The organism is Flavobacterium sp. WG21 (assembly GCF_000335775.1).
In the GTDB taxonomy this organism is placed as follows: domain Bacteria; phylum Bacteroidota; class Bacteroidia; order Flavobacteriales; family Flavobacteriaceae; genus Flavobacterium; species Flavobacterium tructae.
The window spans coordinates 14,678-40,682 of the sequence record NZ_AMYW01000009.1; the positions used below are offsets into that span (position 1 = coordinate 14,678).

Genomic DNA, 26,005 nt, shown 5'->3' on the forward strand with positions numbered 1-26,005 from the left:
TTTTTATTTCTCTATTTGATTTGTTATAATTTGGGTGTTTTTTTGTATTTTTTCTTTTTGGAGTATTTCATAATGCCCCCCTTCAAGCCTGATCAGATTGATTTTACTTTTAATTAAGGCTTGCCAAATGCTGTGTTTGTCGATGCTGGAATTTTCACTCAGAAAAACATAGGTTGGAATATTGATCATTTTGTTTCCTGATATGAACGAAGTGATTTCAGCATATTTCCATATTCGGTCTACAATTATTTTCCTTTCATCGGGAGTAAATTTATTCAGCTGATCTAATTCTAAGTATGCGTCAACGTCAGCGTCTTCATAAGCAGTTGCTTTTTTGTTTATTTTGACGGTCTGAGGCGGTGGAACTATATCCAATACGATAAACTTATTGACCACTTTATAATCTTCCAGTTTTTTTAGCAGTTCATAAGCAAATAAGCCTCCGGCTGAATAACCCAGCAGGTCAAGTTCGCCTTCAATTCCGCTGTTCATTATCATTGCTATAGCGCTGTCTACGATGTCATTTAAACTGTTATGCATTTCTTTATAGGAATCTAAAAAAGAAAAATCAAGCGCATAAACGTTGTAATGATCAAGGTGTTTTGACAACTCTAAGAAATCTACTGCGGTGGTACTAATAGAGGGTATGCATACCATATTCTTTGTTTTTCCACTGCTGAGTTTGTGCAGATAGATCCCAGCTTCTTTATTCTTTGCGTTTTTGTCTACATAGGCCGCTATGCTGTAAATGGATTGGCGGTTGAATACTTCTACTATTGGGAATTTTATACCGAACTCTTTTTCGATTTTGGAAATCAGTTGAATCATGTTTATAGAATGTCCTCCATATTCAAAAAAGCTGGAATGAATTTGGATTTCTTTTTCTAAAATTTCTGTAAAGAAGCTTTTTATGATTTGCTCTGTTGCCGTCAATTTGGTTTCGGGCGACAGGAAATCGCTATTGAGCTTCAATTTGTTTAATTTGTTCTTGTCAACTTTTCCATTATCATTCAGTGGTATTTTATCTAAAACAATAATTTTTCGCGGAATCATGTATTGCGGCAAATACACAGACAAATGCATTCTGATTGCAATATCATTCAAATAATTGCTGGCCGATTGTTTGTTCAGCAAATAGGAATAATCCGTTTGTAAAAAAGTACCTTCTTTTTCAGTAGAAGCTTTGAGACTGATCAGATTAGAATATCCAAAATGACGGCATACCTCTGCATAACACTTTAAAATCTCATCCTCTTCCAGTGTGTTGAATGCCGAAAGGGTCGAAATATTCAGAATGGCTATGGCGTTGTATTGTGTTTCCTCTACCCTACGCAGTAAAATGCTACTATCATCGGAAGCAGCAGTTGCGTCTGACAGAAAAACAGGAACAGCTGTTACATAACAGATTGTTTTACCGCTTTCGTCATTAATTCTTATTTGCAGATCGGGATAATCGTAAAGTATCTGATCAAAATCTTTAAAAGATTCTAAAAATAATGGTTCAAAAGGTACTGTTTTGGAAAGGCCTTGGAAGTCTTCCCTAATCATTTCATTTTGATGCAGGGTAATCCACGTGTATGCTCTGCCATCCTTAGCTACAAAACTGTTGATTCCTTTTTCGGGTTCAATAAAAGCAATTAATTGTTCGTAAGCTGCTTGTTTGTTTACAAGTACGGCAACATTAAAAATAGCATTATGATTTAAAAGAACTGATTCTATTTCATCAATCTCAATCCTGTTGCCATTCAATTTTACCTGATTGTCGAGTCGTCCGTATACAATTAAATTACCGGCTTCGTCATAAATACCCTTATCACCTGTTTTGTAAAGCCTTGTGCTAAATCCATCCTGAAAGGGATTATCAACAAATGCATTTTCGGTTTGTTCGGGATTGTTCAGGTAATCGGCAGCTGCACCTATTGATGATATATACAATTCCCCCGGAACACCAAGCGGACAAATTTTCATCTTCTTATCCAAAACATAAATTTTGGTATTGGCTACCGGCTTGCCTACGGGAACAAACTGATCTGTCCCAATAGTGCTTTCAGAACAGTCAAATCGGGTAGAATCTACGGTGGTTTCAGTTGGTCCATAGCAGTTATACAATTTACACTCCAGCACATTAAAAAATCGGTTTCTTAATGAGGTCTGCAATAAAGCCCCCCCTACCGCTATTCTTTTTAGACTTTGAAGATTTGAAATTTCGTTTCTTTCAAGACCATCCACAATAGATTCTAATAACAAAGGCACCGACTGCACATGCGTAATCTTATGCTTCTCGATATAGGTTTCATAGGCTTTTATGCTTTTTTCATCATCATCTTTCATCACGACAATTTTTGCGCCTGTGGCTAATGGCCATAAAAAGTCCATAATCGACGCATCGAAGACTACCGGTGTGTGAAATAAAATAGCTTCGTTTTCATCGAAATTAAAAGCCTCTGTAGTAGATTTTATAATATTGATTATCCCTACATGTTTGATATTAATACCCTTTGGCTTTCCTGTTGATCCTGAAGTAAATATAGTATAAGCCAGATCCTGGTTTTCTACCTGTACATTTGGAGCAGAATCAGAAAACCCGGAAAGATCTGTAGTGTTCAGGTCGATGAACAATTTCGAAAAAGAGGCCTCCATAAATGCCTGAGACAAACATTCTGTAGTGGTAACTATTGCTTCAATTTCTGCCTGATTGATAATTTCTTCGATACGCTGTACGGGATAGTCTTTACCCAGCGGCACATAAATTGCACCTGCTTTAAGTATTCCTAATACTGTGGCTATAAACTCTGTCGATCGCTGCATCAGCACTCCAACCCTGTCTTTTTTCCTAATACCTTTTTCGATCAGATAATGGGAAATTTTATTGGCAAGAGCATTGATTTGGGCATAAGTAAGCTGTTGTTCGTTGTCGACTACTGCAACATTCTCAGGATATTTTACCGCCGTTTCTTCAATCAGGTTATGAATACCGTAATCTTCAATAGCAAAAACATCTGTATTCTCGGTAAAATCGCTAATGATCGTTTTCTCTTCGTTCAGCAATATGTCATAATCTCCAATATTCTGTTCGGGATCTGCTATACACTGACGGATCAACTGCTCGTATCGCGAAAGGAAATTTTGCGCTGTTGATGCTTTAAACAAATCTGTATTGTATCGCAATGAATACCACATATAATGCTGTGAGTGATCAATCTGAAGCGTGAAATCAAAAACAGAGGTATGGTTTATTTTCAAATCATACTGACCAGTGATGTCATTGATGGTGATGCCATCAAAGTTTCTTTCGGTCAATTCGGTGTCATCATTCTGCACGCCAAAAAATACGGACATTACTTTTTGTCTTGAAAAATCTGTAGTCGGATTTAATTCTTCGATAATCTTGTTGAAAGGATACAAATGGTTTTCATAAGCATCCAGCGAACTTTTCTTTGAATGCTCCATTAATTTTCTGAAAGACCAGTTTTCCTCTACCGTACAGCGTATCGGTATTCCCGATGCAAATAGGCCGATAATATCTTCCAGATTTTCCTTATCTCTGTTCCATATAGGAGTTCCTACCACAAAATCATCCTGGTTGGTTAATCTGTATAATAATAAGTTTAATACAGAAATTAGAAAGATTTGATAGGTGACCCCATTTTGATTACAGAAATCGGTTATTTCCTGTTTGAAATCTAAATCAACCGATTTGAAAATAAAGTCTCCATTAAAGGAATGCACCAGTGGCCTCGGAAAATCTGTAGGCAGTTCGAGTGGTTCCGGTATTGTTTTGTATTTTTCCAACCAGTATTGCCTTTGAGACTCTAATTGTCCCGAATCGATCAAAGCGTTAATCCATTCGGTGTAATCGACATAGTTTACCTTTAATTCCGGAAGACCAAAATCACCTGTGGCAATTAAATTGTTATAGCCCTGAGTCAGTTCCTTATGGAAAATAAAAGTTGATATCTGATCCCAGACAATATGGTGCGTCTCTAACGTAAAAATGTATTTTTCATCCGCCAGTCTGATCAATTTAACGGTACAGATTGGTGGTTTGGATAAATCAAAAACAGTGTTGCTGTATTTTTTTATGATTTCCTGCACCTTACTTTCCTGCTCTGACTCTTGTCTGATATCGATTAGAAAGTCAGTAAAATTAAGTTCTGTATGTTCCCTGAGAAGCTGATAAGGCCTGCCATCGTCTTCAACTAATGCTATTCTGAAAATATCATGCCTGTCATACAGATGTACTATTGTTTGGTACAATGCATCAATATTCAGATCACCATTGAATTCAAGTATAAATCCGATGTTATAAAACGTGCTGTTCGGATTAAATTTTTGCAGGTACCATTCGGCAAACTGAACAGGTGATATTTTATACCTGCTCTTTCTGCTTTTCTTCGCAGGATTTGGCAATACCAGATTTAGCCTTTCTTTTTTATGAAAGTCAATTCTTTTTGCAAAATCTTCGAGAATTGGATATTCAAAAAGATCCTTCAACGGGATATCAACCTGAAATTCTTTCTTGACTTTTGTAATGATCTGTATTGCGGAAATAGAATGTCCGCCATTCTCAAAGAAATTATCATTGATTCCTAAGCTATTTCTTCCCAATGTATCCATCCAAAATTCAAGAATCTTTTCTTCATAGGTGTTTGAAGGAAGGACTATTGCTTTTTCAGAATTACTTTTGGAATCGCTCTTTGCTAAAAGCTGGTTGCGATCAATTTTCCCGTTAGAAGTCACCGGAAAACTCTGCACAATAAACAGCTTTGAAGGAACCATATACTCCGGCACGCTTTGTGCAAGGCGTCTCCTGATTTTTTCAGTTTCTACCTCTATATCTTCATTTGTTACAGCATTGTTTATGATTAGAAAGGCTACAAGATAGTTTTGGTCATTGTTTTTGTTCAAAATGACTACCGCTTCTTTGACCTCAGCGATCTGTAATATTTTGTTCTCTATTTCACCCAATTCGATCCTCCTGCCATTGATTTTGACCTGAAAATCTCTTCGTCCGAAAAATTCAATATTTCCGTCTGGTCTGTATCTTCCGATATCTCCTGTTCTGTACATAGGAACTTTTGAAGACTGAAAAGGATCTTCCAAAAACACCTCACTCGTTTTTTGAGGATTGTTCAGATACCCATATCCGACTCCTATACCTGAAACTACAATTTCTCCCCTTACTCCTATCGGAACCTGTTGAAACGAATCGTCGATGATGTAGATTCTGAAATTCTGTAAAGTTTTTCCAATCAATATGTTTGGCCCCTGAGGACACTCTTTCATGATATAATGTGTAATATCATCAGAGGTTTCTGTTGGTCCGTATGCATTCACAATCGGGATATTCGGAAAGGCATCAAACCATTTGCTGATCAGGGCATGATGTACTGTCTCACCCGTAACTAACAGATATTTTAAATGCTCCAGTTCCTTAAAACCATTGTTTTCTGCCGAATTGTATAACAGCGACAGGTAGGAAGGCACCACTTCAAGTATACTTACCTGATCTGAAGTTAAATGATACAACAGGTTTTCGGGATTTGTTATCGTATCATCATCATAAATGACAATTGACCCACCCTGAACCAGAGCAGCAAAAAACTGCCATATTGAAATATCAAATCCTTGTGAAGCATTTTGCGCCACTACACTATCAGCCGTTATTTCGAGGTCGTCAATTTTGGCATAGATATGGTTCATCATCCCCAAATGATGTAAAATTGCACCTTTGGGTTCACCCGTTGAACCGGAAGTGTAAATGATATAAGCAGCCTCGTTTAAATTGGACCAATCAGAATAGGTATCGTTCTCTTTTTTAAGGGAACGCTTGTCGTACTGATACCTTTTTTGCACACCTCCTGCGGTGTTTGTTTGAGATTTATCTAAAGATATCAGGGTATCATAGCGAAAAGAATACAATTCATTTTCAATACTTCCAATTTTATCGGTATGCAGTACGTCACTGATGAAATTGTATTTAAACTTTAAATCATCGAAGAAATATCTTTCCACAAAAAATTCTTCGTCCCACTCCAGTTTAACTCTTTCATTGTTATTGGCTTCTTTATAATCTTGCAGGGAAGTTATCAGACTTTCTTTCTTATCGTTGTCCATGATATCTCCAATGAAAATTTTCCCATGGTTGCCCAATAAGGCAAAACATTTTTCCAATACATCCAGGAGATAGTTATAGCCATGAAAATTCTGTATAACACTATTGATCACAATCAGGTCGAAATCACCCGTCTGAATTTGGTCAATTTCATGGGCAAAAAGATTGTGTTGATGAATATTATCAAGCTCTAATTCCTTAATCGTTGCTTCGTTGTTTTTTAAAACGTTTGCCGATAAATCTACTCCGTGATATTCCTTAACCAAAGGAGCAATGGCAAACATGGTAATTCCTGAACTACAGCCTATTTCCAGTACTTTAGAATTTGTATTTATTTCCTGGCTTATCTTGAATCGGGCATTTTCACGATACTCGTTCATTTCTTCCCGGCTGAAAGGTTTACCGGTATAACTGTTGAGCCAGCCACCAGCTGTGATATCATCAGTAGAACGTTCGGCTACATACTCCCAAAGATCTCTGTTCATAGAAGCATTTTTTGATTCGGCTTCCAGAAAGATATTTTCACTGTTGACACAAAAGATGCTTTTAAGACCCGGACAATCCCACTGCAATAACATTGCTTCTTTTACAAAGTTTCTATCGATCACAAGCATCTCCAGACCGGCGTCGTTGATTAACTTTTTGATACGCTGGTAAGGATAAGTTGGGTCAAAAGGCAGGTAGGTCATACCTGCTTTCCATACTCCTGTAATTGTTTTTACGATTTCAGGGGAGCGTTTCATTAAAACACCTATAAGTTTATTATCGGTATTTAATGACAGGAAATCTGCAATCTGACTACTTTCCTTATGAAGTTCACCGTAGCTGGTTTGCACGCCATTATATAAAATCGCACATAAATCAGGGCTGGTTTGCGAATGCTCTTTTATATAGTTTGGAATTGTTTTTTGAGGAACAAATTTATCGGTGCTATTGAATTGGCTGATGCGTTTTCTGTCTTCTTCAATCAGCAAATCATAATCGCTAAGATTTTTGTCCGAATCAATTCCAACCTGATCTAACAAATAATTAAAATGCGTGAACAAACGCTCGATATGCTCAGACTCATAAACGTCCGTATTGTATCTCGCATTGAAAATAATTTCTCCGTTCGCTTGTTCCACCAGCATGATGTTCAAATCACAGATCGCTGTTTTATTATCTGCTTTGATCACATTCACTTCGACTGACTCTGCACTCAGATTATCATCCGAAGAAATGGTATTGGCATAATTTTGAGTTTCAATCAGAACATCAAAAACCGGAGAACGGCCTAAATCTCTCTTAATATTTATATCATTGACCAGCTCATCAAAAGGATAATCTTTATGTTCAAAGGCTTCAATTATATTATTTTTTGTTAGACTGATAAGATCCGAAAACTTACAATCCCGATCAAATTGTGTCCTTATGACTAAGGTGTTAATATAGAATCCGATTTGATCTTGCAACGATAATTTTTCTCTGTTGGCAATAACAGTACCCAGTACGATGTCAGTGTTTCCTGTATACTTATAAAATATATAATTAAAAACAGACATTGCAGTCATGAAAAGCGTCGCATTGTATTCTTTACCAAGTGCATGCAGGTTTTTTGTACTGTTTGACGGAAGCGTGTAAACCACATAGGTTCCGTTATAAGTCTGCGTTTTCGGACGCTCGCTGAACGAAGGCAGATCTATCTTCAAAAGATCTCCCTCGAGTTTCTGACTCCAGTATACTCTTTCTTTCAGATCGATATTACTATTCTCCCATTCTGCATAATCCTTGTTCTGAATTTCCAGAGGAGAAAGATTTACCGGAATCTGGGCAGAAAAAGCATTATAATACGATAAGATATCTTTCATTATTATTTTGAGAGACCACGAATCGGATATAATATGGTGCATGCAGATGAGCAGTAAATAATCGTCATCTGCTTTTTTCAAGAGACTTAACTGTATCAGTGGTCCTTTTTCTAAATCAAATTTATGCTGAATGAAATCCTCAATGTAGTTATTGATTTTTACCTCACCATTGTTTGCTTTGCTGTAATCCAGATATTCCAACGCTGAAAATTCCGGGCTGAACGGCAACACGTTCTGCACGATTTCGTCATCCAAAAGAACGAAAGCTGTTCTCAGTATTTCATGCCTTTCGATTAAAGCGGCACAAGCTTTTTTTAAGTAATCAATATTTAGTTCCCCTTTAAGTTCAGCGGCCACCGGGACATTGTAGGCTACAGAAGCCTCATCAAATTTACTTAAAGACCAAAGACGCTTTTGAGAACTGGTTGTTTTATAATATTTTTTTTCCGAAATCTTTGGAATTTCAGAATAGGCCGAATCCAGTTTATTCTCCTCAATAAACGAGGCAAGCGATCTGATGGTAGAGTATTTAAAAATATCTTTTATCTCAATTTTAATACTCAATTTTTTATGCAAAAGCGAGATTAGCGAAACCGCATTTAAAGAATGTCCGCCAATGTCAAAAAACAAGTCATTAACCCCAACCTTTTCCAAATTGAGTAGTTCCTGCCAAATCAAGGTAATGCTTCGTTCTAAGTCAGTACCGGGAGCTTCATATTCCGAAGTCAGACTGTCTTTTGCATTGATAATCTTTGGAAGTTTTGCGGTATCGATTTTTTCATTTGCGGTTAAAGGAAAGCTGTCCAAAAAGAAAAAATAGTCCGGCATGTAATACTCCGGCAGTTTTGTCTTCAGTTCTTCTTTGATCGTTACGGCCTTAATGGGTTCGCTATTGTTTGTGGGAACGATGTAACAAGCCAGATAATCATTTTCTGTTTTTGGATCCTGAATAACCGTTACAAAAGCCTGACTTACGGCATTCAATTTTAGAATTTGGTACTCAATATCGGCACTTTCTATTCGTATACCTCTAACTTTTAACTGATTGTCTTTTCTTCCTATAAAATCTAAATTTCCATCCGGTTGCCATCTTGCGAAATCACCCGTTTTGTAAAATCGGGTAGTACCAAAATTTTCAATGGTAACAAACTTTTCCGCATTCAGTTCTTCAGCATTATAATAGCCATTTGACACATAAATACCGGCTACATAAAGTTCACCAATCATTCCCATTGGTGTAAACTTTTTATGCTTATTAAGTAAGTATAGCCGTGCATTTTCAATTGGTTTTCCTACTGAAACTTTTTTAAGCTCCGACGGAAATGCAGAACAATCATAATAAGTCACATCAACCGTTACTTCTGTTGCGCCCCACGTATTTATTAATCTTGTGCCATTTGTAGCAAACAAAGTATCGTTAAAAGAATTGACAACTCTGGACGAAAGAGCTTCAGCACCCGTAAATATCCATCTTAAAGTGGCCAGTTTTTCAATATGATTTTCAAACGTATTGATATAATCCAAAAAAACAGAAAGCATGGATGGAACAAAATCCATAGTGGTTACTTTGTAGGTACTTACCGCCTCAAGAATAGCTTCTGGATTTTTCTCTTCACCATTGGGTAAAAAATAAATTTTTGCTCCTGAAGCTACACCACGAAACATTTCACAAATGGAAGGATCAAAAGACAAAGGTGTTTTCTGAATGGTCACATCGCGATCTGTGAAATTGTACTGTTTTGTTAACCAGCTTATTCTGGCAACGAAAGATTCATGCAAAATAAGTACTGCTTTCGGGCTACCCGTTGAACCGGAAGTGAACATAAGATATGCCGGATCTTTTGGGCCCGCTGTAGCTTTAATATTTCCAACAGGATAATGCTCTAAGGACAAATGATCCAGATCTACTATTGTTCTGCTTTCATCTGCTACAGCATTACTGTAGGGAGCTTTTGAAATTATGATCGGAACTTTTACTTCTGCAAGCATCACCTCAATCCTGTCGGCAGGAAGTGTAGGATCTATCATGAAGAATGTACCGCCTGCCTTTAGTATGGCCAATATGGAGATGATAAGGTCATTCGATCTTTCTAAATAGATTCCAATTACAGCATTTTTAGTGTCCTTTTTTTCCAATAGATAATGTGCCAACCGGTTGCTCCTTTCGTTTACCTGTCTATAAGTAAGCTGGCTTTGGGAATCGATTGAAAATAAATTATCGGGGTTACTATCCGCCTGACTTTCAAAAACAGCATGGATCGTATCAGCCGAAAGGGCAGATAAACTCACAGGTGGATTCAATCCGTCTTCGTAATATTTTATTTCACTATCAGAAAATAGGCTAATATCCTGAATAAGAATTTCGGGGTTGCTTATTACCAACCTCGCTACATTCAGGAAATGAATCCCCATCTGCTTAAGATAGATGCCTGATACAGCAGCCGGGTTGGCTTCTATTTTCCCCTCAAGCACATTGCCTGTTTTTTCAAATGTAAAAACGATATCATCGCCAGTCGATTCAGCTCTACCATGGATTGGCTCAAATACATGCCACACGTTGGACAGGTCGTTGCTGTTACCACTGATTTTTTCGGCTAAAACATTCCGGGGATAATCCTGATTCTCATAAGACAACTCAACAGTCTCACTCAATTGCATTACAAACTCTTTAAAAGAATTTGAAGCATCAATTTCTCCGGATATATAAACCGAATCGTTGAGTGTTTCTTCATCGGCATTTTCTAATAAAACTGACGAAATTGTAGTGATTGTATCCTGATCCAGATAGTTATAAAGCATGATTTTCAGAACAGCATCCAATAGGACATAAACAGACAGATCATTTCCTTTCGCCAGGGAAAAAATCTTTTCACTGATTTGCTCATCAATACGGAAAACGTATTCCTCTTTCTCAAAATCATCAGAAACTGTGGTATTATTAGTAAATACTAAGTGCGTTTTCTCTGCTATTTGAGCGATTCTTTCAGACCAATATTTTTCTTGTTTAAGGAACTTTGCAGATGTAAGAGTTAAAACGGTGTCTAAAGTGGTATTGGTATTCTCCATTAATCTTCTCTTTTTGAGTTTCTAAAATTTTGCGGCATTATAAATTTTTCATTGCCCTGAATCAAATCCATAATGGATATGTCTTTGCCTTTCCTGTTGCCTGAAGTAATTTCCTGATCCGGTTCCTGATCCGAATCTGTGTACACGGTAATAAAACCTTCATAATTCCTTAAAACAACTTTGTTTGGGGACTGACTTAAAACATAGTTTGGAGCCAACGGAATTTTACCACCACCATAAGGTGCATCAATTACAAAAGTTGGAATGGCATATCCGGAAATATGCCCCCTTAGTCCTTCCATAATCTCGATGCCTTTGGATATAGGAGTTCGAAAATGGCCTGCTCCTTTTACTAAATCACATTGATACAAATAATAAGGTCTTACCCGCATCTTTACTAATTCGGTACATAGTTTACGTTGTATTTCGACAGTGTCATTGATCCCTTTTAATAATACGGTCTGGTTGCCTAAAGGAATTCCGGCTTTCGACAGCTTGTCACAGGCTTGTTGTAACTCCGGAGTAATTTCTTTAGGATGATTCACGTGGATGTTCAGCCAAAAAGGATGGTATTTTTCTACCATATCGCAAAACTCCTGAGTTATAATATTGGGGTTGAATACCGGTGTCCGCGTACCAAGCCTAATAATTTCGACATGAGGAATTTCTCTTAATCGCATTAAGATCGATTCCAGCCTTTTAATTGGCAGCAGTAAAGGATCACCCCCCGACAGCAGTACGTCCCGGATTTGTGGATTGTTGCTTATGTATTCAATCTGATTGTCAAAATCAGTGGAGTTGTAATTTTTTGAACTGTCTCCTACCAACCTGCTTCTTGTACAATATCTGCAATAAGATGCACACTGGGTAGTGACCAGCATTAAAACGCGATCCGGATACCGGTGTACGATACCATTCACCGGCGAATACTCATCTTCGCTTAAAGAATCTTCGTTCATACCGCTAAAATCATACATTTCCTTCTCGGTCGGCAAGACCTGCCTCCTTATCGGGCAGTTGAAATCGTCTTTGTCTACCAGACTCAAGAAATAAGGTGTAATATCAACTCTAAACAACGAGTTCTGATTTAAAGCATTAGCTTCGGTAGGCGTAAGATTGATAATTTCTGATATTTCTTCAAAGCTATTTAGCCTGTTGCTTAACTGCCATTTCCAATCGTTCCACTTCTCATCAGGAACATCATTCCATTCCCGATGCCGATACGATTGGACAAAAGATTTCTCCTTTTCGGTACTAATTATTTGCTCATTTTGCATTAAAAGTAGGATTTAAGTTCGCCCGTTCTTCGTATATCCAATGTTGCACAGTGAAAACCTCCGCCAAAAGTGTTGAAATTGTAAAAACTACACGGTATCGGTTTCATTCCAAATTTTTTCAGTGCTTCGATGGTTGGTTTTTCGTTTTTCTCTACCAGAATTCTTTCACTGTCAATCATAAAGGTGTTCATGGTAAGCCATTTGCTGCTCATATACAACACCTGGCTGTCCGGCATAACCGGTGCAGGGGCTTTCATAATGTCCCAACTTTTGAACATCTCAGGAATTTTATTCATCCTGTCGGGATGGATCAACAGTTTACCAGGTGCCAACGGTACAAAAGTGGTGTCAATGTGCATCGGGTGCCTGTCATTGCAATCTATTTTATGAATGGTATATTCATCCCCAATGTGCTGCTGGAGCCACTTAATACCTGCATCATTGGTTACATGACTTTTAAGCACAAAGATGTCTTTACCGCATTTAGTAAAATCAGCGGCGTCAAATACCGGCTCAAAATCATTTATAACATAATTAATAGGGTCATTGCCGCTTCCTTCCTGATAATTATAATCATAAAGTTCATCCAGCAATTGCGGCTTCGGAGCTGCCGACCATTTTGCTCCCTTATTAAAATATTCTTTTATCAGAGGTCTGAAAGAATTCACTTCATGATGTCTTGATCTCCAAGGCATCGGAGCTTCAATGATGTTTTCACCTATAACCAATAAAACATCGCGTGGCATCGCGCTATATAACCCGCCTTCGCTTTTCCAGTCAGGGGTGCTGTAAGGTCTGTTAAAATCTACCGGATCCGGTCTTCTAACGATTACTCCCTCCTGTTCCAATATATGAGCCAGGTTGTCCAGTTCCAGCTGCGCGGCTTTTATCTGTTCGGCAGGGAATAATTTTCCTCCATTTTTTTTATAAAAATCCCAGTGGTTTTCAGGCATTGTTGCTTTCAGGGTAACATGCCATGGCGGTACTGATGCACCTTCCATTGTTCCAACGATTACTTCTTCTAACGGGTCCCATTCATTGTAAGAACTTACAATAGGTTTTGTTTGCGACATACTTTTTACTTTAAAAATTAAAACTTATTTTTTTACTAACTTTTTCAGGTTCTGACTTGATTGTATTGGATAAATTTATTTCTGAAATTTTTATATCGGGGCTACGCAGCACCTGTTCCATAATTTGTATAAATGAATTAGAAAATGCCTTAATGGTAGCGGGTTTGAATAAACCGGAATTAAATTCGAAGTTAATCAGCATGGTATTGTTGTCCTGTACCATTGCATCGAGAGTTAAATCATATTTACTTATTCCTTCCGAGTACTTACCGTCATAAGAAATAATTTCTAATCCCTCTATTTCTCTATTTTTGATAATGTCAAAATTCTGTACCGCTAACATTATATTAAACATTGAAGCTGTTTTTAAGTCGTTGTTTTTGAAAGACAATTCGTCTATCAGTAAATCGAGAGAATAGTTCTGATGTTCAAAAACTTGAAGATTATTAAGGTGTACCTGTTCGTACAGTGCTGTAAAATCAATATCCTGATCGAATATATTCCGGATGGCTATAGTGTTGATATAAAGCCCAATTTGTTCTTCCAATTCGAGCATGTCTCTTCCTGAAACAACTGTGCCTACAATGATGTCCTGATTCCTTGTATATCTAAAAATAGCTATGTTTAATACCGATAGTAAGAAAGAGAAAAGCGTTGAGTTTTTCGTGACTACCAGTTTTTCTATACTTGCGGTCAGTTCCTGAGAGAGCTCTAAATAAACATTTCCGCCTGCATAATTTTTAACCGTACTCTTGCGCGGATAGTCTGCCGGAAGATTAGATACGGGCAATTCTCCGTGCAACTGCCGCAGCCAAAATTCTTTGCTCTTCTCGTCTTTAGCCAGTTGTTCCTCATCATTCTTTTTCCATGATACATAGTCTTTATAATGAATTCGCAATGGTGGTAAAGAAATATCTACCCCTTTTACCAGACTGTCATAATACCTGATGAGTTCCTCAAAAAGTATTTTTAAAGACCAGCCGTCTGCGGCCATATGGTTTAATGTGATGTTTAGAATGTGTTCGTTATCGCTTAGTTTGATTATGTTTATTCTTAAAGGCAACTCTTTTTTCAGATCAAAAGAGAGTGTTAATTCCTGACGGGTAAGGGTCTCTGCAATCTCTTCCTTATTGAATTCTTCCGACAGGTCAATAAAATGGATCAGATTCTCCTCTAAGTTTTCCGGCGCTATGATCTGCTGTTTAGGCTCTCCTTCAAAAAAAACAAACCTGGTCCTTAAGCTTTCATGCCTTTGGATTAATCTTTTTACAGACTCCTTAAACATCTCTACCTTTAGAGATCCGGATAAGATGCAGGCGAAAGGAATGTTATAAATAGCCTGTTCTTCCATGCTTGAAATAATCCAAAGTCTCTTTTGCATATCAGACATCTCATAAAAATCTTGTTTAGGAATCGAAACGATTGGTGAATACACTTTTTTGAAGGCCAAATCGAGACGCCCCCCCTGTGAGGAGATTGTAGGGTATTTAAAGATGTCTGAAACTTCTATTCCAGAGCCTATTTCTGTTTTTATCCTATTAATGACTTTTATGGCTTTCAGACTATGTCCGCCCAATTCAAAGAAATTGTCAGTTGTTCCGATGGTATCAATTCCCAATACTTCCTGCCAGATAATTGCTAATTTGTTTTCAATATCATTTTTTGGGGCGACATATGTTTTCCGTATGAAGTCTTCTCCCTCCACAGCCGGCAGCGATTTACGGTCTATTTTGCCATTTGGGGTTAAGGGTAAAGCATCCAGCGCCACATAGAAACCCGGAATCATATAATCCGGCAGACGCTCTTGCAGAAAACCTCGCAGTTCCGATTTATCGATATTGTTTTTTGTAACCAGATAGGCCACTAATACTTTCTCCTGCTGGTGCTCTTTTACTTCTACAACGACTTGTTGAAGATTTTCTGAAGATTCTGAAATGGCATTCTCTATCTCGCCCAGTTCAATCCTGTAGCCGCGAATTTTGACCTGATGGTCTTTTCTTCCTAAAAATTCAATGGTACCGTCAGCCAGCCAACAGCCAAAATCTCCTGTATCATACATTCGGGATCCTTCGATAAAAGGATTCGATATAAATTTTTCTGCTGTAAGTTCAGGTTTATTCAAATACCCTCTGGTAACACCTGCTCCTGATACATACAGCTTTCCTGTAACTCCTATTGGCAGCAGTTGTAAGGCTTCGTCTAAGATGTACACCTGGGTATTGGAGATCGGTTTGCCAATTGGAATTGATCTGTATTCCTGATTTTGTATGATATAATTGGTACTGTAGGTGGTGTCTTCTGACGGACCGTATAAGTTTCTAACTTCTGCTTTTTCTGTTTGAAGTTTGGAAACAATATCAACTGGCACTATTTCTCCTGCCATATTGATAAAGGATACGTTGTTTAAATCGATCTTCTCTTCTATTAATTTTCTAACGACGGAAGGAACTGTGTTTAATAAGATTTTGTTCTCTTTATGGATATAGTTTTTGATGTCTAAGGCGTTTTTTAGAACTCTTATTTTTTTCCCGATCGATAAGGGATAGAAAATTTCATAAATCGATAAATCAAAACAATAGGATGTTACGGCGTACATCACTTCAAATTTTGAAGAATCAAACTCCAAGTCAGACCAGTTAATCAATTCAAAGGCATTGCGGTGTTCTACCATCACTCCCTTTGGATTACCTGTGGTTCCTGAGGTATAAATAACATAGGCTAAGTCTTGAGTTGTATGGTTTTTTTCCAGATTCTCTTTTGCATATTGCTCCTGAATTTCACTGAATCTTTCTAATGCTGCTTCGTCGATAATGACTTTACTGTTACTGTCTTTTTCGATATAGGCTATTCGATCTTCGGGATAATGGATATCTATGGGCACATAGGCTGCTCCGGATTTCAATATCCCTAACATTGCGACTATCATTTTCTCGTTTCTTTCCAATTTGAGTCCAACTAAATCGTTCGGTTCAATGGAATAGTTTTCTCTTAAATAATTGGCGAGTTGATTGGCGCTCTCATTAAGTTCCTGATAGGTCAATTGGATTTCTTCAAATACCACAGCAATGGTATTTGGGGTTCTTGCTGTTTGTTCTTCAAATAGGTCTACTATGGTTTTATCTTTCGGATAAGCTACTGCTGTGTTGTTAAAATCAGCTAGTAGTTGCTGCTTTTCTTTTTCGCTTAAATAATGTATTTCCCGGATATTTTTTTCTGGCTGTTCTATTGATGCGGTAAGCAGGTTTTCAAAATGAAGAAAGATTCTTTCGATAAGACTCTCTTCATAAATATCGGTGTTGTAATCAATTCTAAGGTTTAATCCTTCTGTTTCAACGAAGGTAAAGCTCATGTCAAGCTGAGCTGTTTTACTCTTAAAATTGTAATCGCTTATTTCGAAGTTTATCAGTTCTTCGTTATTGAGATTGTTTAACTGTCCCTGGTTTTGTAATACCACTAAGACATCAAATAAAGCCGAACGGCTGGTGTCTCTCTTTAGATTCAATTTCCCTACCAGTGCATCAAAAGGATAATTTTGATGATCGTAAGCGCCTAACAAGGTTTCTTTTTGCAGGGCTACTAAATCTAAGAAGCTGTTTTTTTCTTTTAATTTAGTACGTATGGCAAGGGTGTTCAGATATAATCCTAACTGATTCTCCAGGTCCGGATGTTCTCTTCCTGCTATTGGGGTTCCAATGATGATATCATCCTGAGCGGTGTATTTATGCAACAGGGTATTTATCCCTGCCATTAGGGTCATAAATAAGGTAACATCCTGTTCTTTTGAGAATGTTTTTAACTTCTCTAAAAATGCTTTTGAATAGTGATGCGTGAGATTATGTCCGTTATAGGTCTTCACTAATGGGCGTGTTTTAAAGCTTGGCAAGTCCAAAACGGGTAATTCTCCTTGAAACTGTTGCAGCCAATATTGCTCTGATGCCTGCTGTTTCTCCTGATGCAGTTCTTCATTAAGCCACAGCGTATAGTCTTTATAGTGCAGGCTTAGTTCCGGCAAGTCAATTGCTTTTCCTTGTGTGAGTGCGTTATAGGTTTTTATAACTTCTGATAGTAGTAGCTCTATTGACCATCCGTCTCCAATTATATGATGCAGGGATAAAAAGAATACATATTCGTTCTCTTTTAACCTGATTAAAGAGGCTCTTACAAGTGGTGCCTGCTCTAAATCGAAAGGTTCGTTGTTTTGATTTTGCAAATAAGCCGCAATTTCTCCTTCCTGATTTTCAACTGAACTATAATCTTTCTCTGTGATTGCAAAGTGCACTTGTGCCGCAGCTTGTATATGTTGACGGACTTCTCCCTCATCGTTTGTTTTAAAACAGGTTCTTAAAATTTCATGGCGATGAATTAATCGTCTAAACGATTCTTCAAGTTTATGAATCTCAACAATTCCTGTTAATTTAACTACAGCTGGCATATTATACGCTAAGGAGCCACCTTCTAACTGACTCAAGGTCCATAATCTACTTTGGGACGCAGTCAATGGATAGGATGCTGCTTCCGGTGCTTTGGTGATGGCGCTGTATTGATTTTTTTGCAATTGTTTGCTTAGTCCTTCGACTGTAGGGTTGGCAAAAAATATTTTAAAGGATACAGTTTTGCCTAATTGTTTATGGATTCTGTTGATTACCTGGGAAATGATCAGACTATGTCCGCCCAATTCAAAGAAGTTGTCGGTTGTTCCGATGGTATCAATTCCCAGTACTTCCTGCCATATGGTTGCTAATTTGTTTTCAATGTCGTTTTTGGGAGCGACATATGTTTTTCGTATGAAGTCTTCTCCCTCAACATTCGGCAAAGCTTTACGATCGATTTTACCGTTTGGCGTTAAGGGTAAAGCATCCAGCGTCACATAGAAACCCGGAATCATATAATCCGGAAGACGCTCTTGCAGAAAAGCTCGCAGTTCCGATTTATCGATATTGTTTTTTGTGACCAGATAAGCTACCAAAACTTTCTCCTGATGATGCTCTTTTACTTCTACAACGACTTGCTGAAGATTTTCTGAAGATTCTGAAATGGCATTCTCTATCTCGCCCAGTTCGATCCTGTAGCCGCGAATTTTGACCTGATGGTCTTTTCTTCCTAAAAATTCAATGGTACCGTCAGCCAGCCAACAGCCAAAATCTCCCGTATCATACATTCGGGATCCTTCGATAAAAGGATTCGATATAAATTTTTCTGCTGTAAGTTCTGGTTTGTTCAAATACCCTCTGGTAACACCCGCTCCTGATACGTACAGCTTTCCTGTAACTCCTATTGGCAGCAGCTGTAAGGCTTCGTCTAAGATGTACACCTGAGTATTGGAGATCGGTTTGCCAATTGGAATTGATCTGTATTCCTGATTTTGTATGACGTAATTGGTACTGTAGGTGGTGTCTTCTGACGGACCGTATAAGTTTCTAACTTCTGCTTTTTCTGTTTGAAGTTTGGAGACAATATCAACTGGCACTATTTCTCCTGCCATATTGATAAAGGATACGTTGTTTAAATCTGTGTTCTCTTCTATTAATTTTCTAACGACGGAAGGAACTGTGTTTAATAAGATTTTGTTTTCTTTATGGATATAGTTTTTGATGTCTAAGGCGTTTTTTAGAACTCTTATTTTTTTCCCGATCGATAAGGGATAGAAAATTTCATAAATCGATAAATCAAAACAATAGGATGTTACGGCGTACATCACTTCAAATTTTGACGCATCAAACTCTAAGTCAGACCAGTTAATTAATTCAAAGGCATTGCGGTGTTCTACCATCACTCCCTTTGGATTACCTGTGGTTCCTGAGGTATAAATAACGTAGGCTAAGTCTTGAGAGGTATGGATTTTTTCCAGATTCTCTTTTGCATATTGCTCCTGAATTTCACTGAAGCTTTCTAATGCTGCTTCGTCGATAATGACTTTACTGTTACTGTCTTTTTCTATATAGGCTATTCGATCTTCGGGATAATGGATATCTATGGGCACATAGGCGGCTCCGGATTTCAATATCCCTAACATTGCGACAATCATTTTCTCGTTTCTTTCCAATTTGAGTCCAACTAAATCGTTCGGTTTTATCGAATAGTTTTCTCTTAAATAATTGGCTAATTGATTGGCGCTTTGATTAAGTTCCTGATAGGTCAATTGGATTTCTTCAAATACCACAGCAATGGTATTTGGGGTTCTTGCTGCTTGTTCTTCAAATAGGTCTACTATGGTTTTATCTTTCGGATACGCTACTGCTGTGTTGTTAAAATCAGTTAGTAGTTGGTGCTTTTCTTTTTCGCTTAAATAATGTATTTCCCGGATATTTTTTTCTGGCTGTTCTATTGATGCGGTAAGCAGGTTTTCAAAATGAAGAAAGATTCTTTCGATGAGACTCTCTTCATAAATATCGGTGTTGTAATCAATTCTAAGGTTTAATCCTTCTGTTTCAACGAAGGTAAAGCTCATGTCTAGCTGAGCTGTTTTACTCTTAAAATTGTAATCGCTTATTTCGAAGTTTATCAGTTCTTCGTTATTGAGATTGTTTAACTGTCCCTGGTTTTGTAATACCACTAAGACATCAAATAAAGCCGAACGGCTGGTGTCTCTCTTTAGATTCAATTTCCCTACTAGTGCATCAAAAGGATAATTTTGATGATCGTAAGCGCCTAACAAGGTTTCTTTTTGCAGGGCTACTAAATCTAAGAAGCTGCTTTTTTCGTTCAGTTTAGTGCGTATGGCAAGGGTATTTAGATACAATCCTAATTGATTTTCTAAGTCCGGATGTTCTCTTCCTGCTATTGGGGTTCCAATGATGATATCATCCTGAGCGGTGTATTTATGCAACAGGGCATTTATCCCTGCCATTAGGGTCATAAATAAGGTGACATCCTGTTCTTTTGAGAATGTTTTTAGTTTCTCTAAAAATGCTTTTGAATAGTGATGCGTGAAATTATGTCCGTTATAGGTCTTCACTAATGGGCGTGTTTTAAAGCTTGGCAAGTCCAAAACGGGTAATTCTCCTTGAAACTGTTGCAGCCAATATTGCTCTGATGCCTGCTGTCTCTCCTGATGCAGTTCTTCATTAAGCCACAGCGTATAGTCTTTATAGTGCAGGCTGAGTTCCGGCAAGTCAATTGCTTTTCCTTGTGTGAGTGCATTATAGGTTTTTATGACTTCTGATAGTAGTAGCTCTATTGACCATCCGTCTCCAATTATATGATGCAGGGATAAAAAGAATACATATTCGTTCTCTTTTAACCTGATTAAAGAGGCTCTTACAAGTGGTACCTGTTCTAAATCGAAAGGTTCGTTGTTTTGATTTTGCAAATAAGCCGCAATTTCTCCTTCCTGATTTTCAACTGAACTATAATCTTTCTCTGTGATGGTAAAGTTTACTTGTGCTGCAGGTAGTATGTGTTGACGGACTTCTCCCTCATCGTTTGTTTTAAAACAGGTTCTTAAAATTTCATGGCGATGAATTAATCGTCTAAACGATTCTTCAAGTTTATGAATCTCAACAATTCCTATTAGTTTAACTACAGCTGGCATATTATACGCTAAGGAGCCACCTTCTAACTGACTCAAGGTCCATAATCTGCTTTGGGACGCGGTCAATGGATAAGATGCTGCTTCCGGTGCTTTGGTGATGGCGCTGTATTGATTTTTTTGCAATTGTTTGCTTAGTCCTTCGATTGTAGGGTTGGCAAAAAATATTTTAAAGGATACGGTTTTGCCTAATTGTTTATGGATTCTGTTGATTACCTGGGAAATGATCAGACTATGTCCGCCCAATTCAAAGAAGTTGTCGGTTGTTCCGATGGTGTCAATTCCCAGTACTTCCTGCCAGATAACCGCTAGTTTGTTTTCAATGTCGTTTTTGGGAGCGACATATGTTTTTCGTATGAAGTCTTCTCCCTCCACATTCGGCAAAGCTTTACGATCGATTTTACCGTTTGGCGTTAAGGGTAAAGAGTCTAAGGCGACATAGAAACCCGGAATCATATAATCCGGCAGACGCTCTTGCAGAAAAGCTCGCAGTTCTGATTTATCAATACTGTTTTTTGCCACCAGATAGGCCACTAAAACTTTCTCCTGCTGGTGCTCTTTTACTTCTACAACGACTTGTTGAAGATTTTCTGAAGATTCTAAAATGGCATTCTCTATCTCGCCCAGTTCAATCCTGTAGCCGCGAATTTTAACCTGATGGTCTTTTCTTCCTAAAAATTCAATGGTACCGTCAGCCAGCCAACAGCCAAAATCTCCTGTATCATACATTCGGGATCCTTCGATAAAAGGATTCGATATAAATTTTTCTGCTGTAAGTTCTGGTTTATTCAAATACCCTCTGGTAACACCTGCTCCTGATACGTACAACTTTCCTGTAACTCCTATTGGCAGCAGTTGTAAGGCTTCGTCTAAGATGTACACCTGGGTATTGGAGATCGGTTTGCCAATTGGAATAATAGACTTATCAAAATCTTTTTTTACTTCATATATCGATACGCAAACAGCACATTCTGTAGGCCCGTATGCATTATAATAATCAATTCCTGATTTTACAATTGCTTTTGCTTTACCCGGATTAGCAGATTCACCGGCTGTAATGATACATCTTAGTCCAGAAATATCATTCTCTGTCAATAATCCTAAATAGCTTGGAGGAAAAGTTACAACTGATACTTTTGTATCTTTTAAAAAGTTTATAAACTGATTCTGGTCTTTAATTATTTCTTCTGTCGGAATAGATAGCGTCGCACCACTAAACAAACTCATCAGAATCTCCGATATTGAAGCGTCAAAAGAAACCGAAGCAAACCATGCTATTACATCGTTTTCGGAAATTTCAAAAGATCTGATTTGATCTAATGCCATATTTAGGACACTCCGATGTTCTACCATTACCCCTTTTGGATGCCCTGTAGAACCTGAAGTATAAATTACATAAGCTAAATCTTCGGATGAAATCACTTTATTGATAGTGTCGCTGCTACTAGTATCAAAATGGATTGATTCAATAGCTACTGTTTCGCAATTATCAATAGCTAAAGTGGCATCATTAACAATTAACAATTTTAAACCACTGTCTTTTATTAAATAATCTATTCTTTCCTGAGGATAATTGGTGTCTATAGGCAGATAAACTGCGCCTAGCTTTACTATTGCCAATAACGAAATGATTCCTGTATCTGATTTAGGCAGAAACACTCCAATTATATCTCCGTTATTTACAGTATGTTTTGAAGAAATATAATGGGCCAGCTGATTTGCCTTTTCGTTTAATGCGCTATAAGTTAATTCTGTTGCTCCAAATACAACAGCAATATTATTTGGTGTTTTTGCTGCTTGCTCTTCAAATAAATCTACTATTGTTTTATCTTTCGGATAAGCTATATTAGTATCATTAAAATCTACTAATACTTGGTGCTTCTCTTTTGGGGATAGTAGTGGATATTCTGATAAATTAAACGCTACATTCTGCTCTAAATTAACTATAAAATAATTCAAATGCTGAACCAGATATTCCACTATGGTTTGCTTTACAAAACCTTCTAAATAAGAAGCTTGAATTTCTATAGTATCCTCTATTTTTACATGAAACAAAATACCGTTACATTCTAACTTAGAGTCTGAATTGAAATTTATACCGTAATGAGATAAAAGACTTAAATCATGAACATTTGTTTTCTCACCTATAAGAGCATTAGTGTAATCGGAATTTTTTAAGCTCTCTAAAATTTCAAGCTTTACTTTTTGAAGATATTCTTTAAATGAAATTTTTAAATCTACAGGAAATGACAGAAGTAAAGAATGGTGCTGATCTTTATAGTTTGACACCAGACAACCATCAAATTCATGGATCAGTTTCTTTAACAAAAAAGAATAGATCGCACTTATAACTGTATATTGAGCTATTACGTTTTTATTGGTAAGTCTATTAAAATAATCTAGTTCTTGGGCCTTAATAGTAATACGAGGAAGACTATTTTGTTGCTGTTGCAACCCAAGCACTTTTTCTCTGTTCAATATTTTTTTCTTCCAATATTTTGAAACTAAATAAATATTATTTGATTCTATGTTTCTATCCATAAATTTCACATTCGTGTGTTTTAATCCGAACCAGTATTCCTTTCTAATGCTTATTTAACAAGCACTAAGGATGTTACAAGACTAAATTTTTCTATGTTATCCTTTTTTTATCCTTCTTATTTGCCATCCCTTATGTCTAAATCAAAAGATGACAGATTTTTCACCAAAATAGCAATAACATTTACCTAAAAATTACGGATTTTTCACATAAAAATTACGGACTTCCCTCATAAGAGACCAACCATCCATAATTCACTCTGCTTCATTTTAATGAAAGCGCCCTGTTAAGTTCTTTTGATTTTAAGAAGTTCGAAATACATTACAACAGCGCATTGAAAGAGATATCATTTTTGCCGCAAAAGGAAAAGTCCCGATGAAAATCAGGACTTTTTTGTTTCAACCTATTTTTAGTATAAACTGTTGATTGGCCTTACAAATAAAAAAAACACTAATTTATTCAAAATCAAGTATTTATACGCTATCTCATGATTTTATAAAAAAGTAATTTTGAAGAGTAATATTACAAAACAAAAAACTATCAGTAAGCTAATTTTTACAATACCAAGCGTAATTAGAATACGATATTCTAAAAAATAAAATAAAAAACACGGATTTATGGTCTTGCTTAATTCGTTTACTAATAGAAAAAAAACAATGCTGCATTACCCGCTTAAACAAACCTTCCTGTAGAGGTTTTTATTACAGGGGCGGAAACTGAAAAGCCTCATGAGTAAGACAAATACTTTAGAAACACCAGAAAGTCTGGTGATCTGAAGTTAGTTGTTACAGGTAGTGATAAATTCTTGTAGCAATGATTACAACCCCAAAAACAAATAAACAATGAGCACTATTATTGACAATTTTGAGAAACATGATTATGTTATACTTGAAACACGTGGCGTTACTAATGATGGCACATGGATACATACAGAAGGAAACGATTACATTTTCTATTATAAGTTAGATATGTGGACCCCAGAGCAAAACCAAATAATGGGACAAGCCTTCTTAAGAGCCTTACAAGTTCCTAACAAAATAAAAGATGCTGTTTTGGCCACTTCGGGACAAAAAGTGGTGGATGGTCTTTATACACTGGATCAACCTGCTATGGTGAAAGCTTTGAATTCTATAAGAGGAATGTCACAAACTAATGTAGTCCAAAGAACATTAATTGGTAATGGTACTATACAGCAAGCAAATGAGCAGTTATTTAACGATATCCTATCGGGCGTGGGCGGTTCAGTAAACCCAATGCGGGACTATCTTAACAGAGCGATGGCGGCAACTCAGGCTGCGGCTGCGAGTAACACAACAGCTCAAAACCTTGGTACAACTATCACTCTTCTGTCCTTAGTACCTGGTCTGAATATACCTACAACGTCTGTTGTATATGCCGTTTCAAAAGCTTCTTCTGCTGCTGTACTGATCAAGCATAAATGCTCAAGCGATTCAACCAAATTTTCTTATAATGTAGACTATACAAAAGTTGGTTATTCCTACGTAGAACCTCTTTAGTTCAACAACAAAACTTTTTCGGAACTCCTGTTTCGTAAAGAGAAATTAATTTGTGTCAGTTTATGCACTTCTTTGAAAGGAATACTTACTCTATTCAATGGAAAAGAGTGCATAAAATGGCCAAATTTGTTTTTGCTGCAATAGAAAAAACCGTTTTCGAACAAGTTTTTCAATTGCAATAAGGAACTTTTCGTACACAACAAAAAAACATACCCATGAACAAATCTATACCATATTGCATTACGCCCACCCCTGATGGCGCGTGGCTGCACACCTGTAATGAAAATTTATTGCTGGCATCGCTGTCAAAGGACACAGATAACAAAACAGAAACAATCATTCTGGAAACATTTAAGAACGCGCTCGCATTATTCGTTGAAATAAGAGCCGCTCTAAAAAAAACATGCCATACAACACCTTTTGTTGGAGGATTGTATCTGGTAGACGGCACCGAAATGCAGAACGCTATGATCACTATAAATGGAATGGGGGAAACATCGGCATACTCCAGCACAAAATCGTATAGCGGTACACCCTCTGCCGTGAATTTACAATTCTTTGAAGATGTACTAGGGATTTCGAATGATAAACTAAAATACCTGGAATCAAATCTATTACGATATATGAAAATTATACAAGAAGATGCAAAACGGGCAACAGCTGAAACGATTGGCATTTTAACTTGCGTTGTAGGTTATGTTGAACTAACAGGAACAACCGTAACCACATTTACTTATGTTACCGCCACCAAAACGACCAAAGATCAATTTGATAAAATAGACTGTGAGTGTAATGATTTAGACAAGTTTAACTATGAATTCAACATAGTAAAATTTAATTATTCTCCGGTCAATTCTGCCGCAACTAAAGTAGTTGCCAACGAAAATAACTAATTCATTCTATTCCAACGCTGTTAGAGTTTAGTATTGTTTTTATCATGCTAACCAGGTGAAATATCATTTTTTTTATTTAGATAAAACCATGAGTCACATACACAAACACTCCAGCTGTGTAAAGTCTCATGGCTTTTACTTTCTATTGGA

The 26,005-nt window shown here is 37.1% G+C and carries 6 protein-coding genes; 2 read left to right on the plus strand and 4 right to left on the minus strand.

Annotated features, from left to right (window positions below; genetic code table 11):
* Positions 1-3: 3 nt before the first annotated feature.
* From C245_RS0109150 to C245_RS0109165, 4 genes are read right to left on the minus strand one after another with little or no spacing between them, the layout of a single operon-like run.
* Complete coding sequence (locus C245_RS0109150; protein ID WP_017496291.1) at positions 4-11,028, minus strand: non-ribosomal peptide synthetase; 11,025 nt, start codon at positions 11,026-11,028, stop codon at positions 4-6.
* Entirely contained in the window at positions 11,028-12,305 is a 1,278-nt protein-coding gene (locus C245_RS0109155) for a KamA family radical SAM protein (RefSeq protein ID WP_017496292.1), read from the minus strand. The genes C245_RS0109150 and C245_RS0109155 overlap by 1 nt, the downstream gene beginning before the upstream one ends.
* Complete coding sequence (locus tag C245_RS0109160; RefSeq protein WP_017496293.1) at positions 12,305-13,378, minus strand: hypothetical protein; 1,074 nt, start codon at positions 13,376-13,378, stop codon at positions 12,305-12,307. The genes C245_RS0109155 and C245_RS0109160 overlap by 1 nt, the downstream gene beginning before the upstream one ends.
* Before the next feature lie 10 nt (positions 13,379-13,388).
* On the minus strand, positions 13,389-23,447 hold the full coding sequence (locus tag C245_RS0109165; RefSeq protein WP_017496294.1) for a non-ribosomal peptide synthetase: 10,059 nt from the start codon (positions 23,445-23,447) through the stop codon (positions 13,389-13,391).
* Positions 23,448-24,440: 993 nt separating this feature from the next.
* Between C245_RS0109165 and C245_RS0109170 the strand changes: the two genes are divergently transcribed.
* Positions 24,441-24,962, plus strand: a complete 522-nt coding sequence (locus tag C245_RS0109170) for a hypothetical protein (protein ID WP_157495804.1) — start codon at positions 24,441-24,443, stop codon at positions 24,960-24,962.
* Between the two features lie 215 nt (positions 24,963-25,177).
* Positions 25,178-25,855 (plus strand): hypothetical protein, encoded by a 678-nt coding sequence (locus C245_RS0109180; protein WP_017496297.1) that lies wholly within the window; start codon positions 25,178-25,180, stop codon positions 25,853-25,855.
* Positions 25,856-26,005 lie beyond the last annotated feature (150 nt).

Bases quoted from the DNA above. Each gene is read 5' to 3' on its own strand.
- C245_RS0109150 (WP_017496291.1), bottom strand. From the start codon at position 11,028: ATGGAGAATACCAATACCACTTTAGACACCGTTTTAACTCTTACATCT.
- C245_RS0109155 (WP_017496292.1), bottom strand. From the start codon at position 12,305: ATGCAAAATGAGCAAATAATTAGTACCGAAAAGGAGAAATCTTTTGTC.
- C245_RS0109160 (WP_017496293.1), bottom strand. From the start codon at position 13,378: ATGTCGCAAACAAAACCTATTGTAAGTTCTTACAATGAATGGGACCCG.
- C245_RS0109165 (WP_017496294.1), bottom strand. From the start codon at position 23,447: ATGGATAGAAACATAGAATCAAATAATATTTATTTAGTTTCAAAATAT.
- C245_RS0109170 (WP_157495804.1), top strand. From the start codon at position 24,441: ATGGGACAAGCCTTCTTAAGAGCCTTACAAGTTCCTAACAAAATAAAA.
- C245_RS0109180 (WP_017496297.1), top strand. From the start codon at position 25,178: ATGAACAAATCTATACCATATTGCATTACGCCCACCCCTGATGGCGCG.